Genomic DNA, 16,061 nt, shown 5'->3' with positions numbered 1-16,061 from the left:
AGAAAGTCGATGGCACGCAAAAAACATCCTTGCAAGCAGTGGCGTTCTCCTTGCAAGGATGTGGACTAGCTATGGATCATGCATCAAATTGTGCCTGATAGAGTGCGGCGTAACGCCCCTCTTTGGCTACTAATTCTTCGTGGGTCCCTTGCTCTACGATATTCCCCTGTTCCACCACGAGGATCGTATCAGCATGTCGAATCGTGGACAAGCGATGGGCGATCACAAAGGAGGTTTTGCCTTTCATCAATTTGGTCATCGCTGCTTGGATCAGCAGCTCTGTTTGCGTGTCGACATTCGATGTGGCTTCATCAAGAATCAACAGATCGGCATCCAACAGCATTGCTCGTGCAATCGTCAACAGCTGTTTTTGCCCTTGTGAGATACCGGTTCCGTCTTCAGAGATCAAAGTATCATAGCCTTTTGGCAGGCTCATAATAAAGTCATGGATATGGGCGGCTTGTGCAGCAGCTTGGACTTCTGCCAACGTCGCATTCGCCTTGCCGTAGGCCAAATTGTCGAAAACCGTTCCCGTGAACAACCAGGTATCTTGCAGCACCATCGCATAGCTTTGCCGTAGGCTGCGACGTGTCGCTTGGCGGATATTTTTACCGTCTAACCGAATCGCTCCTTGGTCAGGGTCATAAAACCGCATCAAGAGGTTCACGATCGTGGTTTTCCCGGCTCCGGTCGGTCCGACGATCGCGACCAAGCTGCCAGCTGGTACTTGTAGCGAAAGGTCTTTGATGATGGGCTGCTGTGCTTGATAGCCGAAGGTCACATGGTCAAAGGCGACATCACCAGACACCTCGTGGTATTCGTAGGCTCCAGGAACATCAGAAACTTCAGGTTCTTCATCCAGCAAACGGAAGATCCGTTCTGCCGCCGCCAATGCTGATTGCAAATCGCTGAAGATGTTGGCTAACTCATTGATTGGTCCTGAGAATTTTCTGGAGTAAAGAACAAAGGAAGAAACATTCCCTAATGTCAGATGACCGAACAAAAACAGCAAAGCGCCAAACATACTGATCAAGGACAACGACAGATTGTTGATAAAGTTGATGGAAGGACCAGTCATACTGCCGTAGTACTCAGCATTGTAATAGGCATCCACCGCTTCTTGGTTTTTTTCGTCAAAACGGCTGATGATCGCTTCTTCTTGGTTATACAGCTTGATCGTTTGCTGACCAGAAATAATCTCTTCCACAAAGCCGTTCAGTTCGCCTAATTTGCGAGAACGACGGCGAAACAATGGTTGAAATTTGCTCATCAAAAAGCGGGTCAAAAAGATCGAAGCGGGAACCGTTACGACAAAAATCAGCACCAGCAGCGGCGAAATCAAAACCATCATCACAAACGAACCAATGATCGTCACAAGACTGCTGAGGACTTGAATGGCATCGCTGGCCAATGACGTATTGATGGTATCGACATCATAACTGATGCGGCTGATGATATCCCCAGTGGCGACTCGGTCAAAATACCCAACCGGCAGTTCGGTGATTTTATCAAAAATCGCCTTGCGCATCGCTGCCACCACCCGCTGACTCAAGCGGATCATCATGAGCGAAATCAGATAACTAAGAAGGGAAGACGCAAGATAAAACAGCAGCATCAGCCCACAATAAAAGAAGACTCGGTCAAAAATGACCTTGCCGGGACCCGGTTGAATGGCATCAATGGCGTACCCTGAAAGCAACGGTCCCACCAAGGCGAAAATGTTGCTGGCCATCATCAATACAGCGGCTGCCAGCAGGAGACCTTTGTACTCGTAGAGATAGCCCCACAAACGCCGTAGTGTTTTCTTACTATCCTGCGGTTTTTCCGTTTTTTTCTTCGGCATCGTCGGCACCTCCTGTCTGACCTTGATAAATGGCTTGGTAGATCGCATTTTCTGCTAGTAATTCTTGGTGACTGCCAAAGCCGTTCATTTGCCCGTTTTCCAGTACCAAAATTTTGTCGGCATGCTGGATCGAGCTGATCCGCTGCGCGATCAAGACCGTCGTCGTCTGTTGAAACTGCTGTCTCAGGACCTTGCGCAACTGAGCGTCGGTCCGATAATCCAGCGCACTGGCAGAATCATCCAAAATCAAAATCTCTGGATCCCCCGCCAAGGCCCGCGATAACAAGACCCGCTGCTTTTGACCCCCGCTTAAATTGCTGCCTTTAGCATGCAGTGGATGAGCTAAGCGCTTGGGTAGTTGATTGATAAACTCCTTGGCTTGGGCGCGAGCCGCCGCTTCTTCGATCTGTTCTTTAGAAAACCGCCGACCAAAAGCGATATTTTCTTCGATCGTTTCCGCAAAAAGCACGTCTTTTTGTAAGACGACACCGAATAACTGATGCAGCTCCGTCGGATCGATGGAGCGAATGTCGCGACCAGCGATGCGAATCATGCCCTTCGTTGGGTCATAGAGCCGCAGCAGTAGTTTGACGATCGTTGATTTTCCACTACCAGTCGCACCGATAATCCCTAAGGTTTCTCCCGGCTGCAAGGAAAAATCGATGTCTTTCAGCACCTGGGTACCGTTAGGATAGGTGAAGGAAACTTTTTCAAAAACAATATGCGCAGACTCTTCTTTGACAGGCGCCTCAATGACTTGCATATTTTGCGGCAGGCGCAAGACGGATTGGATTCGATCGGCAGAAGCCAGCCCCTTCGACACGATCACAAAGATGCGCGTGATACTGAGCATGGCATTCAAAATGATCGTAAAATAAGTCAAAAAGGCGATGATGACGCCTGGTTGGGTCAATCCTTGATTGACGCGAAAGGCACTGACGACGATCACTAGCGTCAGTCCGATATTCAAAAATAGGTCCATCAGGGGCGGTGTCGCAGCCATCGTTCGATTAGCGGTAGTTTCCGCAGCTACTACGTCTTGGTTGACGTGGTCAAAGCGCTTTTTCTCGTAATCTGCTTTGGACAAGGCCTTGATCACCCGAGCCCCAGTCACATTTTCACGGACAGTTCGCACCAACACATCCACTTGCTTTTGCAATGAGGCAAACAAGGGGATCCCCCGTTTCGAGATCGTGACTGCCGCCACTAAAGTGAAGGGCAAGACGCCTACTAAGACCAGCGTCAACACGGGATCTAATGTGGCAGTGATCATGATCCCCCCTAATAACAGAATCGGGGCACGAATCCCCATCCGTTGGATCATGCCTACCGTTTGATGGATGTTGTAAGTGTCTGTCGTCAAGCGAGACACCAAGGAAGGGATCCCGACTTCTTCGACTTGCGGAATCGACAGATAGGAAACTTTTTCAAATAAATCATGGCGTATACTGCCGGTGGTATCGCGAGCAACACTGGAGGCCATCCGATTGGCGATGATATTGGTGACGACTGCGATGATGGAGCAGACCACCATCGCCCCACCCCAAGCAAAAATCGCAGATACCTGCTTCGTGGGGATCACAGAATCGATGATATACGCCAAAATCCAAGGCAATAGCAAGTCCATCAGGGAGCCGAAGAATTTGATACTGACGCCAAGGGAGATGCGGCCGATATAGGGTTTTAAATATTGAGTCAAAAGATTCATTCCATCGCCTCATCTTTCGCTAAAAGCCGCTGGGAATTTTCTTTGACGATTTCCAGATCGGCGATCAACTGCTGCTGTTGGGCAGCAGAAAAACCTGCTACGACTTGTTCATTCCAGCTTTGAAGCAGCTGTTGGATCGCTGGTTGGACGGCGAGTGCTTTTTCGGTTGGATAAACCAGTAATTGTCGTTTGTCGGTGGGACTGCTGGTTCTAGTGACAAATCCTCGTTCTTCTAGGATTGCTAGTTGACGGGCAACATTGCTTTTATTCACAAAAATCTTCTTGGCTAATGCTTCTTGACTGATCCCCGGTTGGCGGCAAATGTTTAAGATATAGGTATGATGCATCCCGCCTAAACCAAATTTTTTCAGTTCTTTTTCCCGATAAAGGGTGGCGAGACGGGCAATATGATTGATTGAGCGGATAATGGCTTCCATGAGCACTCCTGCCTTTCTTAGTTCTTCAAAGTGTCTAATCTATTATAAGGAATAATCGTTGCGTGCGCAACGATTATTGTTTCTGACGAAAAGCAACAGGTCCACTGTTGTTGATCAGCAAAAAAAGAACTTCAGCCCTCTCGCTGAAGTTCTTTTCTGATTCATTTTATTCAGATTCTTTCAATAAAGCTTGTACGACCTTACGACGACGGTACAGCTGTCTGGTTTTCCAGCTGATAAAGCCGATGAGTAAAGCGAGCCAAGAAATGATCGTCAGCCATAAAGCTCCGTCGAAAAACCAAGGCGCGTCGTAATCAACGACTAAGACATTCTCCCCTGCTTGCTGTTGGACAGAAACGGCACCAATGGCACTCAAAGAGACATCTTTTTCAGTTAGTGGCTGCTGATTGAGGGTCAATTCAGTATATCGGTAATTGATGATCGGTAACGCCTTCCACGTCTCTTGATCACCTTGCCAACGTAAAGTAAGCTTCCCGTTTTCTACGGTTTTTGCCACGGTATCATTCTTTTCAATGATTTCTTCCCCGTACAAATTGTACTTGTTCTTCTTGGTTTCTTGATAGAGGGGCAGATAATCTGGCGTAGAACGTTGATACAGCGCTAATGCTAAGGACTTGTCTTTACTAAAATAGGCTTCCTTCAATTGCGCTTCAGATTCCGCCGACAGATAGGTGTGGTTTCGCAGTGAAACCGCAGCTTCATCGGAGTGCCAGTCCTGCATTTTGACCGTGTTTTGGATCAGGATTTGACCAACACTCAAGACTAAAACGAGGACAAACCAACGCGGATTTGCCAATGGCTTGCCCCGATAATAAGGAACTAGCAGGCACAAACCGACTAAGATCAAAATCGTGGCAGGAACAAAGAACCGAAAAGGAAATTGCAGTAAATTGATCACACCATTGTCCAGACTGCCTAGCCATTGCCAAGGAACAGCGTTCGATGATAAAACGAAAAAGACTGCTGCAGCTGCCGTCATTAATTTGAAGCCGCCAGATAGACGTGGCCATACACGGATCGCACCGCAAAAGAACAAGGCACATAAGATGGGCAGCAGGTACGGAGTCGTCCACCAATAGCTGCTGGTTCCAGTAATGGTATTGTTCTGCATGTTGCGATTCACAAAAGGCGCGATCAACGTGTTACTCGTATAAAGATCCAACATCCCTAACCAAATATTGGCGGTCAGTAGCAAGAAGATCCCGATCGCTCCTGCTAAGCGCAGCACCAATTGTCGTTTTTCTTCGCCAGAAGTCCCAACAAAAAAGGCGCGTAAGAAAAAGGGCACGTATAAGAACACTAACAAGATGCTTGAAAACACATGGATTTGAAATAAGACCGCCACGGAAACCCCTACCGCAAAAGGCCGTAACCGTTTATGTTCCCCTAGTGCGATCAGTGGAATCAGGCACAGCGGCAGCACAGCCGCCCCCCAAGCAGAAAAGCCCTGTCGCTCAATCCAATACTGGACAGAATAGGTCGCCATAAACAGGACGCTCATCCCCACTGACAGCCAACCATTGACTCGTAATTTCTTTAATAAGCCAAACATCGAAAACCCTGCTAACAAATAGAGCAGCCCGTTGGCGAGCAGCTGGTAGGAAAACCACGAAGGACTCAGCAAGACCAGCAGTCCTTGGAAATAAGCAAAAAAGGGCCCGTATAATGCATTGACGATACGAGCAGATTGCTGAAACCCGTAAATAGAAAGAAAATATTGAAAATTGCCCTCTTTGATCTGCTGGCTGGTCTCATAAAAACGATTGAAGTGAAAGACCACATCAGAGCCCAAAATCATGCCTTGGCCTAAGATCTGCGGTAATAAAAAAACACCACTCATTGCAATCAGAATCACCACTTGCCAGAAAAGCGGCTTTTGTACTATTTTTTGTTTCAAAAAAAAACCTCCTTGCACCTTTTCGGTACGCTCATAAAAAGAGTACCAGATAGGGACGAGGAGGGGAAAAAGAAAGCTTAGTGAAAAGGGATACATGGTAAAAATTTAACCAATTACTAAACTTTTCTAGGTTTTAGGTGGTCATTTCTTTGCTTTTTCTCAAATTTATTGGGTGATCGTTTGCCAGCTTTCCAGTAGTTCGCTTAAAAGCGGGACGACCGTTTCTGCAGGGGCTGCCTCTTTTTGGACATTGGCACTGACTAGCTGATCGTACATATAGCCATACAGAGAATCGAGATCTTCAGCGATAGCGCCACCTTGCTCACGGTCTAAAGAGACCCGTAATTCCAATAAAATATTCTGCGCCTTGACAAATTGCTGATGAGCTTGGCTCAAATCTTCTTTTTCCAATGCGATCACTGCTAATTTGATATTTTTGATCGCTGCTTGCAACAGCATTTCAATCAGTTTGTTGGGGGAGGCACTCATTACTTGGTTCTGCAAATAGTTGTTTTGCATTTTTTGATAATTCATCTTTTTTTCCTCACTATAAATCAAATTCGACGAAGGCGGCACTGTCTTCTTGCTGCAAATACGTTTTGACAAGATTGTTTTTGCGGTTCAAACGCCCCAATTCTTGTTTGATCTCTTGCTGCTGGGCTTTGACCTGGTCTAGGAACGCTTGATACGCTTGGATCACTTGTTGCGCCAGTGCACTGGTTTGTGGACTATGGCTCTGTTCTTCTGCTTGCATGGCTGCTATGACCGCTGCATTGGCTGCCATCAAACGACCGGCTTCTTCGCTGTCGCCGCGCCATTTTGCAAACCCAGTTAAAATCTGATTCAAACGTTCATCTAATGATACGTGTGGCTCCATAGGTTGTTTCCTTTCTTGTTGACGAGGGTTTCTTATGCGAATGAAAAAATGACTGCTTTAATCGGATATCCTGCCTAGTTTGACGTATTGGCAAACTGATTGCTTAGGTAACTCAGCTGATTTTCAGCCTCCATCATCACGGAGTCTAATTTGGTAAACATTGTGATGTAACGCTCTTTTTTCATTGCTAAAATATCATCAAACCGTGTAATCTGTTTGTTTAAATCCTTGATGGTACTGTCATAGGTCGCAGATTTGGTGGCAATGATCCCTTTATTGGCTGAAGTATTGACGACATAACTGTTGGCTAATTCTTTTAGCGCTAATGTATAGCCGGTCTCTTTCGTACTCGCAGTGCCATCGGCTTCTTTGGTTTTCGTACTTGCATAAAAGAAGGACTTCACAGCAGCGGGATCTTCCGCTAGGGCTTCTTTTAACTTGGTCGTATCCAGTCCCAATGTACCATCATTATCGACGGTGGAGATGCCTAGCTTATTAGCGGTCAGCTTTGAGCCGCTGACGGCTGGAATGGTGATCAAATTTCGCAATTGAGTCTGTAGACGGGTCAACGCACTGTCTCCCACCAAGGTCCCCGTCTTGTTGTTTTCACTACTAGGATCTCCCACGGTCAAATTGTCGCCGATAAAACTCATCAAGCTATTGTATTGATCCACTAATCCTTGCACTGCATCAACGACTTTCGAGGTATCATTGGCTAAAGAAAGCGTCACATGCTCCTCGCTTTTTTTCGCTAACGTCAGAGTGACACCATCGATAACATCCGTCACACTGTTGCTGTCGCGAGTGATCTTCATGCCGTCTAGCTCAAAAATAGCCGGTTGGCCTTGCGTCGTTGTCGCAGTTGAACCGATCCCTAACCCTTCGGCGGCATTGCCGTCGATCAAGAAATTTTTGTCGCCCATTTTGGTATTCGTTAAAATCAAACGGTTATCCACGATGCTCGCCGCGACGAAGGTCGTCTTGCTTTGGCTATTGATCTTGGCTGCCACATCTTTTAAGCTGTCTTCGGCCGTGATCTCGATCGAAGCGGTGATCGGTTTGCCATCTTCATCGACTTCCGAACTGGTCAATGACAGCTGACCACTGACATTTAGGGCCGTTTTGCTACTTTGAGCTACTTGACTCCCCGTCACCTTCGTGGCTGTTGCTAGTTGGTTGACTTTTAGATCATAGGTGCCTTCTGGAGCTTCCGTTGTTCCTGCAATTGAAGCGATGCTGCTATTGGTGGTCGTCGCTTTTTTCGTTTGATAAGCATCATCTTTTTGTAATGCATCGACTTTTGACAAAAAGTTAGTCAAGCGAGTGCTGATATCACTCCACGCCGTTTTTTGTGCTTTTAGCGACGTGATTTTATTCTCAGCGCGGGTCTTGTTGATCGCATCTGCCGCCAATAATTTTTCAATATCTTCTGAAGTCACGCCAGAATAACTCCCTAGCGTTGTACTGATTCCTGAACTGCTGGTTACACTTGCCATGTTTTCATCCCTTTCGATCGACCGCGATGCCCATGTCATCCCATATTTTCCCAATCACGTCTAGCATGTTGGCGGGCGGGATCTCTTTGATCACTTCGTTGGTCTGCATATCCACTAAACGCACCATCGTACGCCCTGTGCGCTCATGTACTTCATAAGCCAATTTCATATCTTTGCCAAGTAGTCGCTGATTCACTTCCTCCACGGAGGCTGCGATCTTGTGCTGATCGGCTACTGAAAAATAGTGGATCGGCGGTTCAGTGGCCACTGTCTGTTCCTTTTTCTCCGCCAGTTTCCCCTCTTGGTGTTGCGGCTGAAGGTTGGCGTTCTCTTGATCTAGGGATTCGATCGGACGTGCTTTAGCGACCGACGCAACGGCTTCGATCGGGTGTATTCCTGACATTGGCTGAATATCCATCAGAGCTTCCTCATTTCTAAGCGTTTTTGTGCTGCTATGTAAAACACAAGAACTGCGCTTCCCCTAGGCAGTCCTTGTGTCAGTGGTTCACTTGATCAAAAATTATCCTTGTAACAAGCTCAATACGCTGTTAGGCATTGAGTTTGCTTGTGCCAACATTGAAGTTGCTGCTTGAGAAAGGATGTTGCTCTTCGTAAAGCTCATCATTTCTTGCGCCATATCAACGTCACGGATACGTGAGTTTGCTTCAGATAAGTTTTCTTGCGTTGTACCTAAGTTGTTGATTGTGTGTTCTAGACGGTTTTGCGCCGCACCAAGATCCGCACGTTGTGCAGAAACTGCTTTGATCGCTTCATCGATTTTTGTGATTGGGTTGTTTTCAACGCTGACAGTTGCCGCTGCTGCTTTGCCTTCATCAGAAGCGGTAAATGTTGCTAAAGCATCATCGTATGTTTTTTGAGCTGTTGCTTTTGCTGTATCATCCGCTGCTGTATCGATGGCTGTTTGTAATTCAGCAACTGTTTTACCAGCAGCCGCATCAACTGTTCCGTCCGCTGCATATTTTGTTGTAGCATCTGCTTTGAAGGCAGTCGCTACTGCTTTATCTTTTGCTGCAGCAACAGCTTTGGCATCGCTTGTATCAATGGCTTGTGTTAAATCTAAGCCTTTTACTTTCAAGGCAGATGAGCTCATGTTGTTGATCGAAACGCTCATTGTTTGGTTTGCGTTGGCACCGATTTGGAAAGTGAATGATTTCGCATCGTCGCCTTCACCAGTCAACAAGCTTTTTGTATTGAATTCAGTGGTATTGCTGATACGGTCGATTTCATCAGACAATGCGGTGTATTCTTTGTTGATCGCACTGCGGTCGTCATCACTTAACGTACCATTTGAACTTTGAACCGCAAGATCACGCATACGGCCTAAGATGCTGTGGGTTTCATTTAATGCACCTTCTGCTGTTTGGATCAATGAAATACCATCTTGTGCGTTGCTTTTTGCTTGTGACAAACCGCCGATTTGGCCTTTCATTTTTTCAGAAATTGCTAAGCCAGCTGCGTCGTCCCCAGCTTTGTTGATGCGTAAGCCTGAAGATAATTTAGACAAAGAATTGCTTTTAGAAGCATTTGCTGCCGTTAGGCGTGAGTAAGTATTCAATGCTGAAACGTTTGTATTGATTCTCATGTGTAGTTCCTCCTAATTTTTATTCGCTAAGGTTTCCCTCTGCTACTATTTATCGGAAGAAACCGTTCAGGGTTAAGCCTTTTTTCTAAAAAAAATAAAAAACTTTTGCTCTCAGCAAAGAACAAAAGTTTTTGGGTTAATTTAAATAATCTAGAATGGACATCTGCATGATCTTTGTTCCCATCGCTAATGTTGAACGGTAGGCAGTCATTTGATTTTGATATTCCATATACTTTTCCGCAATATCGACGTCTTGTTTGTTGGACAGTGTTTCGGTCAAGTTCAGCTTTTCCGTCTCATTTCGATCAGCTGCCGCCTCCAAGCGATTGTAGAGGGTGCCGATCTGCGCCCGTACATTCACCACATTAGTGGCATGCTGGTCATGAGCGGTTAAAAGCTCGCCCCCTAAGGCATCTTTATCATCACTGCGCAATGCAGACAACAAATCATTGAAATAGGTGCTTAAATTTTGGGGATCCGCAGCTGTGCCCGTCTCGTTCATCAGACGATCACCGCTGGCTAACAGATCCACTGAGACCCCATTTGCGATTTCTCGCGGCAAGTCTTCGCTGGTGCCATTGTATTTGATACCGACGATGGCGTCATTTTCTTTGACGATCTCAAAAGGCGCCGTCGTCGTATTCGTTCCGCTAAATAGATAGCGGCCATCAAAGTTGGTGTTTAATGATTCAACGATGCCTTCGATCTCTTGCTCGATCTCTGAACGATTTGCCCCTAATTCCTCACTGCCAGCTGTCGCATTGGCAGAAGATTGAACCAACGAGCGAATCCGCAGCATCGAAGTACTGACGCTTTCTAAAGCAGAATCTTGGGCTTTTGTCCAAGAAATACTGTCTTTGATCGTATTGTTGTAAGTTTTGTTTTGATTTAACGACACATTGAGATCCATGATTTTTGAAACCAGCAGCGGATTATCCGAGGACTTGCTGACTTCTTTTAAGCTCGATAGCTGATTCAACGTGGATTGGACTTTGGAGGCGTTGGTTCCTAGATTTCGTAAAAAATCATTGTAGGTGATTGAATTGGAAATACGCATGGTCTACACTCCTGTTCGATTGATCAATGTGTCTAACATTTCAGAAACGACCGATAATATGCGGGCATTGGCCTGAAATCCTTGTTGGAAACGAATCACATCTGACATTTCTTCATTTAATGAAACCCCAGACACCGATTGATTTTTGTATTCTAGTTGATTCAGCAGCGACAATTGGGCACTGACTGTATTGTCGGCTTGCTGTTTTGAGATCCCGTTTTTGGTGACGATGCTGTTAAAGTAGCTGCTGACACTCATGCCAGATGCTGCATTGGCAAACGTCAATGTCTCAGAATCAAAAGAAGCGATCGTCTTTTCTGACAACGGGAAGTCCAATTTGGCACTGCTGAGTTTCGCCATTGCAGCAGCTCTTGAACCATCTCCTGCTGCATTGCTCGTTCCGCCGGTCACCAGACTTGGGTTATCTAACAGTGCTTGGCTGACCCGAATCGTCGTCGCTGTACCAGTATCATCTTGGCCGATCTCAAATAGTCCGCTTGTACGAGAAGCGCCGCCGGTAAAGACCATGTTCATGGCTTGCGCGATCGTCGACGTAAAGTTGTTCAATTCCGTCAGGCGACTGCCGATCTCCCCAGATGATGCTTGCAGGCCTCCGATCGCGCCTTCTTTGATTGGCAATTCTGTATAGGCGGTTTCGCCCTTGTCGGTGGTTTTCGTCAACAAGACGGTTCCAGCTGGATAAGACCCTGTGATGGTTTCGGCAGGATTCAAGGCGTTGCCATCTTTGGAAACCAAGGCGCCTGTCTCGCTTTGTCCCACCACCACACTAAGGGTATTGCGTTCCTCCGCACTTAAAATCGTTTGTCCGCTCATGGATACAAACCCACGGCCATACTGATCGGTCTTGGTTTCGATCCCTGCTAGACCCGAGAGATCTTTCAACAGACTGTCTCGACGATCTAAAAGATCATTGGGTGTCTCACCACTTGTCGTCAACCCATAGATCTGTTCATTCAAGGATTGTAGCTGTTTGACCTTCTCATTGAAGTCCAGCGCGGATTTTTCGATGGTATCCAGCGTATCGCTTTGCAGCTGCGTCATTTGTTTGCCCATTTGGTTGATGGTATCGGCAAACGTACTGCTGTTTTCCAGCACAAGGGTCTTAGACGTATCCAGTTCAGGATTGTTGGCTAATGCGGTCCAAGAATCAAACATCGTTGCCAGCTGTTTGGACAGTCCGTTGTCAGAAGGCTCATTCATTAAACTTTCCAGCTGTCCTAATATGTCTGCTTTTTGTTCATAATATGTATAGGTAGAATTGGCATTGCGTACTTGTCCAATGACAAAATCATCGACGATCCGTTCGACACTGCCGACTTTCACACCCATACCGATGCTGCCGACACCCGCTAAATGATAAGACGCTTCGGCTTGCAAGTTGACTCGTTGTCTAGAGTAGCCGTCTGTATTGGTATTTGCAATGTTATGGCTGCTGGTTTGCAACGCTGCTTGATTGGCGGTCATGCCCCGGGTTGCGGTGCCTAATGAACCAAATAGTCCTGTCATAGAAGTACTCCTTACATTTTTTGATCGATGATCGCTGTTGAGACAGCTTGTTTTTCTTGGTATTTCGAATACGTATTTGCCGGTGTCTTGATATTTTCTTTGACTGCATCCATCAAAACAGTTTGGAAACTAATGGCTTGCTCCGTCAGCAGGAGATTCTCGGCTTGCTGCACTTGGATCTGGCGGATGAGTTCTTTGATCGCCACTGAAAGAGTTCCTTCATACGTGGAAAAAATGGGTACGAAGGCGGTTTTTTTCTCGACGAGTTCTGGTAATTTTTCTGCTTGATTTTTGATCAAGCAGGTCTTTTCTTTTTGCAGCAACCGCAAGAACTGCTGAAGCTGACGCTCAAATTCCCGTTCTGTCATCTAGTCGACCTGCTTTTCATCTTGTTGCAGCATTTTATCTGCGATCGTTTCGGCAGAAACTTGGTAGGTGCCTTCTTTGATCGCTCGTTTCAATTCTGCCACTCGCTCACTGCGACTGGCTGTTTGATTGGCACTCTTTTGAATGGCTTGAGCTGTTTCGGACAATTGAACATCGACGGTTTTTTCTGTCTGAGCAGCAGATGGCTTTTCTTGTTTGACCGCTTCACGTTTGATGGCCTTGTCGCTGTATTCTGCGTAACCTCTTTCGATTTTCATAGGTTCTCCTCCGTTCTCATTCTTCTACCCTCTACTATCGGTCAAATCACAAAAAAGTTAAACCCATATGTTTAACTTTTTGCGATTTCTTCAAATTAATGCAAATTGTGGATGCGTTGTTTTTGCGAAAGAATGTTGGTGATCCGCACACCAAAGTTTTCATTGATGACCACGACTTCCCCAGTGGCGATCAGTTTGCCGTTCAACAAAATCTCTAGCGGTTCATCCGTCAGTTTTTCCAGCTCGATGACGGACCCCGTATTGAAAGATAAAATGTCTTTAATGGTTTTTTTGCTGCGGCCTAACACGACACTTAGATCCAGTGGCACATCAAGAATCAAGTCCAAATTGTCCCCATCGCTCACCCCGCTAGAGGCCAATGTTTGAAACGCCGGTTTGCTGACTTCCACGGGCTTTGATGCAGCCGCTGGTTCTGGCGTAGGCGCAGCAACGGGTGCCGTTGGCTGCGGTGTTGGTGTTTCCCGAGTAACGACAGTCGCTTCGTCTGAGAGCATCGCACTGGCGATATCGTTGACCACAGGATCCGTAAAGATCTGCATGATTTTGCTTTCGATCAAACCTTCGACGCGCAAAGAAAATGAGATACAGTAAATCTCTTCCTCTGCCTCGATCCCGCTATACTCAATGTTTTCTGGTGTCTCCCATAGTTTGACGATCGGCGGCAAGATATCCACTTTGCGGCTGATCATCGTTGCCATCGAAGTCGAGGCAGTCCCAATCATTTGGTTCATAGCTTCTGCCACAGCACTTAGCTCTAATTCCGTAAATTGAGTGTTGCTGGTTTCACCAGTTCCACCCATCATCAAATCGGCGATCACGATGGCATCTTTGACTTCTAATAGCATCAAATTACTGCCTAAAAGGCCTTCTTTAAATTCAACTGTCGTCGCTACTTTTGGTGCAACGAGGTCGTTTAAGATCTCACCAAATTTGATTTTAGACACCCGGGGAGTCGTGATGCTGACCCGACGATCAAGAATGGAAGACAACGTCGTCGCCGCTTGCGACATGGAGATATTGCCAACTTCGCCGATAATGTCGACTTTGACTTGCTCTTCTAATCCTTGTGGCTGGGCTGGGGCACTTTGATTCAACAATGCATCGATTTCTGCTTGGGATAAACGTTCACTCATAGTTCTTGCTCCTCTTCTAACTTGTCTAATAATTCAATGGCTAAACGGTCCTCTTGCTTCCCAGGTTTTGCTCGGAAGTAAGGTTTTCCATCGATGAAAGTCTCCAATGGTTCAGTAATTTTTTTGTCTAGTTTGATGACATCGCCTTCTTCTAAGTGGAGAAACTCAGAAAGACTCATTTGAGCATGGCCCAGCAGAACTTCTAAATTCAAACCGACGCCATTCAAACTTTTTTGCAACTCGCGGCTATCGTCTTGGTTGACTGGCTGATTGCTATCAAACCAATTGCGGAAACTTAATTTATCAATGATCCCTTCAAAGAAGACATAAGGGATACATAGATTGATAAAATGTTTCACTTCAAAAATTTTGATAGTAAAGGTCACTAACACGACGGGTTCGTTGGGCGACATGTTTTGCATCAATTGCGGATTCGTATCGATTCCATCCAAAACCGAATCCAAGGCAACGATGTCCTTCCAAACATTTTGGTAGACCCGTACAAATTGTGCCACCACTTCTTCCAAGATTGCTGTTTCAATATCAGTAAAACTTTTTTTCTCGCTAAAATCCATTTCGATCGGCTTGTTTTGATAGACATCCAAGCCGCCGCACAACAACTCCACCAACATCATACACAGTTGTGGGTTCATCTCGATCATTTGAATCCCGCTCAAAGGCTGCGAATGAAAGAGCCCCAACAAAGTAAATTTTGGTATCGAATGGATAAATTCGTCATAACTGACTTGTTCGATAGCTGCCAACTGCAAAGAAACATTGGTCCGCAGTTGGGTAGAAAGCATGCTGCTGCTCATCTTCGAGAAATCCTCGAAGATCATGTGCAGGGTATTGACGTATTCTTTCGACAGCTTTGTTGGTCGGCGAAAATCGTAGGCTTTCACTTTGGCTTGTTTGTCTTCTATCTCAATAATTTCTTGATCGATCTCTCCGCTGCTCATCGCATTCAACAATAAATCAATCTCTTGCTGCGTCAATACCTGATCCACACTAATCCCCCATTTTTTTAAAAAATCATGTGATCGATTTGAATCACACTGGCTACTTTTTCACCGATCGTCACGACCCCAACGGCATGTTCTGTCTCTTGATTGCCCAGTTGGATATCGTCTTCAGTGATATCAAGTACTTCAATTACTTCTTCTACGAGGACCCCTTTGGTCTCCTCTTGCTTCTTCATGATCAATATGTTTTTTTCGTAGGCTGGTTCCATGATGGGAATCAATTTTGCCAAACGAATCACCGTTACGACAGACCCCCGCAGATTGATCAACCCTTCCACCCACTCTGGTGCTAAGGGCACCTTCGTAAAGGAAGGGGCATCAATGACCTCGTCCACCGAGTCCGCCGAGATCAAATAGTACTGCTGGGCCATTTTGAAAAGAATCATCTGCATGTCGCTATCCTCCTAGGCATTAGGCAAAGGCTTTGTCGATGGCAGTGATTACGCGGTCCGTGTCAAAGGGCTTCACGATAAAGTCCACCGCACCGGCGCGAATCGCATCCATCACCATTCCTTGTTGTCCCATGGCACTGCACATTACGACTTTGGCCTGCGCATCAAACGTGCGGATCATTTTTAATGCCTCTAAGCCGTCCACTTCTGGCATCGTGATATCCATAGTCACTAAGTCTGGTGTCGTTGCTTGGTATTTTTCAAAAGCCTCTTGGCCATTTTGGGCTTCCCCCACGACTTCATAGCCGTTTTTTTCTAAAATATCCTTTAATTTCATGCGCATAAATACCGCATCATCCACAATCAATACTTTTTTTGACATT

Annotated in this window: 17 protein-coding genes; all 17 read right to left on the bottom strand. The window is 46.1% G+C overall.

Features of this window, described 5'->3' with window-relative positions:
- Positions 1-76: 76 nt before the first annotated feature.
- Complete coding sequence (locus tag IGK61_RS00730) at positions 77-1,843, bottom strand: ABC transporter ATP-binding protein (protein WP_060791647.1); 1,767 nt, start codon at positions 1,841-1,843, stop codon at positions 77-79.
- The gene (locus tag IGK61_RS00725; RefSeq protein WP_005226665.1) at positions 1,809-3,551 is read right to left on the bottom strand and encodes an ABC transporter ATP-binding protein; all 1,743 of its coding nucleotides are present in this window, start codon (positions 3,549-3,551) and stop codon (positions 1,809-1,811) included. Before IGK61_RS00725 ends, IGK61_RS00730 begins: the two co-directional genes overlap by 35 nt.
- Entirely contained in the window at positions 3,548-3,988 is a 441-nt protein-coding gene (locus IGK61_RS00720; RefSeq protein WP_010748552.1) for a MarR family winged helix-turn-helix transcriptional regulator, read from the bottom strand. Before IGK61_RS00720 ends, IGK61_RS00725 begins: the two co-directional genes overlap by 4 nt.
- Before the next feature lie 166 nt (positions 3,989-4,154).
- Positions 4,155-5,906, bottom strand: coding sequence for a hypothetical protein (locus IGK61_RS00715; protein ID WP_081343868.1), 1,752 nt, complete (start codon positions 5,904-5,906; stop codon positions 4,155-4,157).
- Positions 5,907-6,071: 165 nt separating this feature from the next.
- The gene (fliS, locus tag IGK61_RS00710) at positions 6,072-6,440 is read right to left on the bottom strand and encodes a flagellar export chaperone FliS (protein ID WP_074535618.1); all 369 of its coding nucleotides are present in this window, start codon (positions 6,438-6,440) and stop codon (positions 6,072-6,074) included.
- A gap of 13 nt (positions 6,441-6,453) precedes the next feature.
- Positions 6,454-6,783: a hypothetical protein gene (locus tag IGK61_RS00705; RefSeq protein ID WP_008376569.1), complete on the bottom strand. Its 330-nt coding sequence runs from the start codon at positions 6,781-6,783 to the stop codon at positions 6,454-6,456.
- A 74-nt stretch (positions 6,784-6,857) separates the two neighbouring features.
- Positions 6,858-8,279 carry a flagellar filament capping protein FliD gene (fliD, locus tag IGK61_RS00700; protein WP_005226644.1) on the bottom strand — a complete coding sequence of 474 codons (1,422 nt, stop codon included), beginning with the start codon at positions 8,277-8,279 and terminating at the stop codon, positions 6,858-6,860.
- Between the two features lie 4 nt (positions 8,280-8,283).
- A complete protein-coding gene (locus IGK61_RS00695; RefSeq protein ID WP_005226643.1) occupies positions 8,284-8,697 on the bottom strand; it encodes a flagellar protein FlaG in 414 nt (137 codons plus the stop codon).
- Positions 8,698-8,799: 102 nt separating this feature from the next.
- Positions 8,800-9,882 carry a flagellin N-terminal helical domain-containing protein gene (locus tag IGK61_RS00690; RefSeq protein ID WP_005226642.1) on the bottom strand — a complete coding sequence of 361 codons (1,083 nt, stop codon included), beginning with the start codon at positions 9,880-9,882 and terminating at the stop codon, positions 8,800-8,802.
- Between the two features lie 136 nt (positions 9,883-10,018).
- Entirely contained in the window at positions 10,019-10,939 is a 921-nt protein-coding gene (flgL, locus tag IGK61_RS00685) for a flagellar hook-associated protein FlgL (RefSeq protein ID WP_005226641.1), read from the bottom strand.
- 3 nt (positions 10,940-10,942) lie between these two features.
- Positions 10,943-12,466 (bottom strand): flagellar hook-associated protein FlgK, encoded by a 1,524-nt coding sequence (flgK, locus tag IGK61_RS00680; RefSeq protein WP_074535617.1) that lies wholly within the window; start codon positions 12,464-12,466, stop codon positions 10,943-10,945.
- 11 nt (positions 12,467-12,477) lie between these two features.
- Positions 12,478-12,834, bottom strand: a complete 357-nt coding sequence (locus IGK61_RS00675) for a hypothetical protein (protein ID WP_074535616.1) — start codon at positions 12,832-12,834, stop codon at positions 12,478-12,480.
- The gene (gene flgM / locus IGK61_RS00670; RefSeq protein WP_005226638.1) at positions 12,835-13,110 is read right to left on the bottom strand and encodes a flagellar biosynthesis anti-sigma factor FlgM; all 276 of its coding nucleotides are present in this window, start codon (positions 13,108-13,110) and stop codon (positions 12,835-12,837) included. It lies immediately after the preceding gene.
- A gap of 95 nt (positions 13,111-13,205) precedes the next feature.
- Positions 13,206-14,264 (bottom strand): flagellar motor switch phosphatase FliY, encoded by a 1,059-nt coding sequence (gene fliY / locus IGK61_RS00665; RefSeq protein WP_005226637.1) that lies wholly within the window; start codon positions 14,262-14,264, stop codon positions 13,206-13,208.
- Positions 14,261-15,271, bottom strand: coding sequence for a flagellar motor switch protein FliM (gene fliM / locus IGK61_RS00660; RefSeq protein WP_005232756.1), 1,011 nt, complete (start codon positions 15,269-15,271; stop codon positions 14,261-14,263). The genes fliY and fliM overlap by 4 nt, the downstream gene beginning before the upstream one ends.
- A gap of 17 nt (positions 15,272-15,288) precedes the next feature.
- Complete coding sequence (locus tag IGK61_RS00655) at positions 15,289-15,678, bottom strand: chemotaxis protein CheW (protein WP_005232757.1); 390 nt, start codon at positions 15,676-15,678, stop codon at positions 15,289-15,291.
- Positions 15,679-15,697: 19 nt separating this feature from the next.
- Positions 15,698-16,060 carry a response regulator gene (locus tag IGK61_RS00650; protein WP_003129084.1) on the bottom strand — a complete coding sequence of 121 codons (363 nt, stop codon included), beginning with the start codon at positions 16,058-16,060 and terminating at the stop codon, positions 15,698-15,700.
- Between the last annotated feature and the right edge of the window lies 1 nt (position 16,061).

Origin of the sequence: Enterococcus sp. AZ063 (assembly GCF_051715045.1) — a bacterium.
GTDB classification, from domain to species: domain Bacteria; phylum Bacillota; class Bacilli; order Lactobacillales; family Enterococcaceae; genus Enterococcus_D; species Enterococcus_D casseliflavus.
This window is presented reverse-complemented; position numbering and strand designations above follow the sequence as displayed.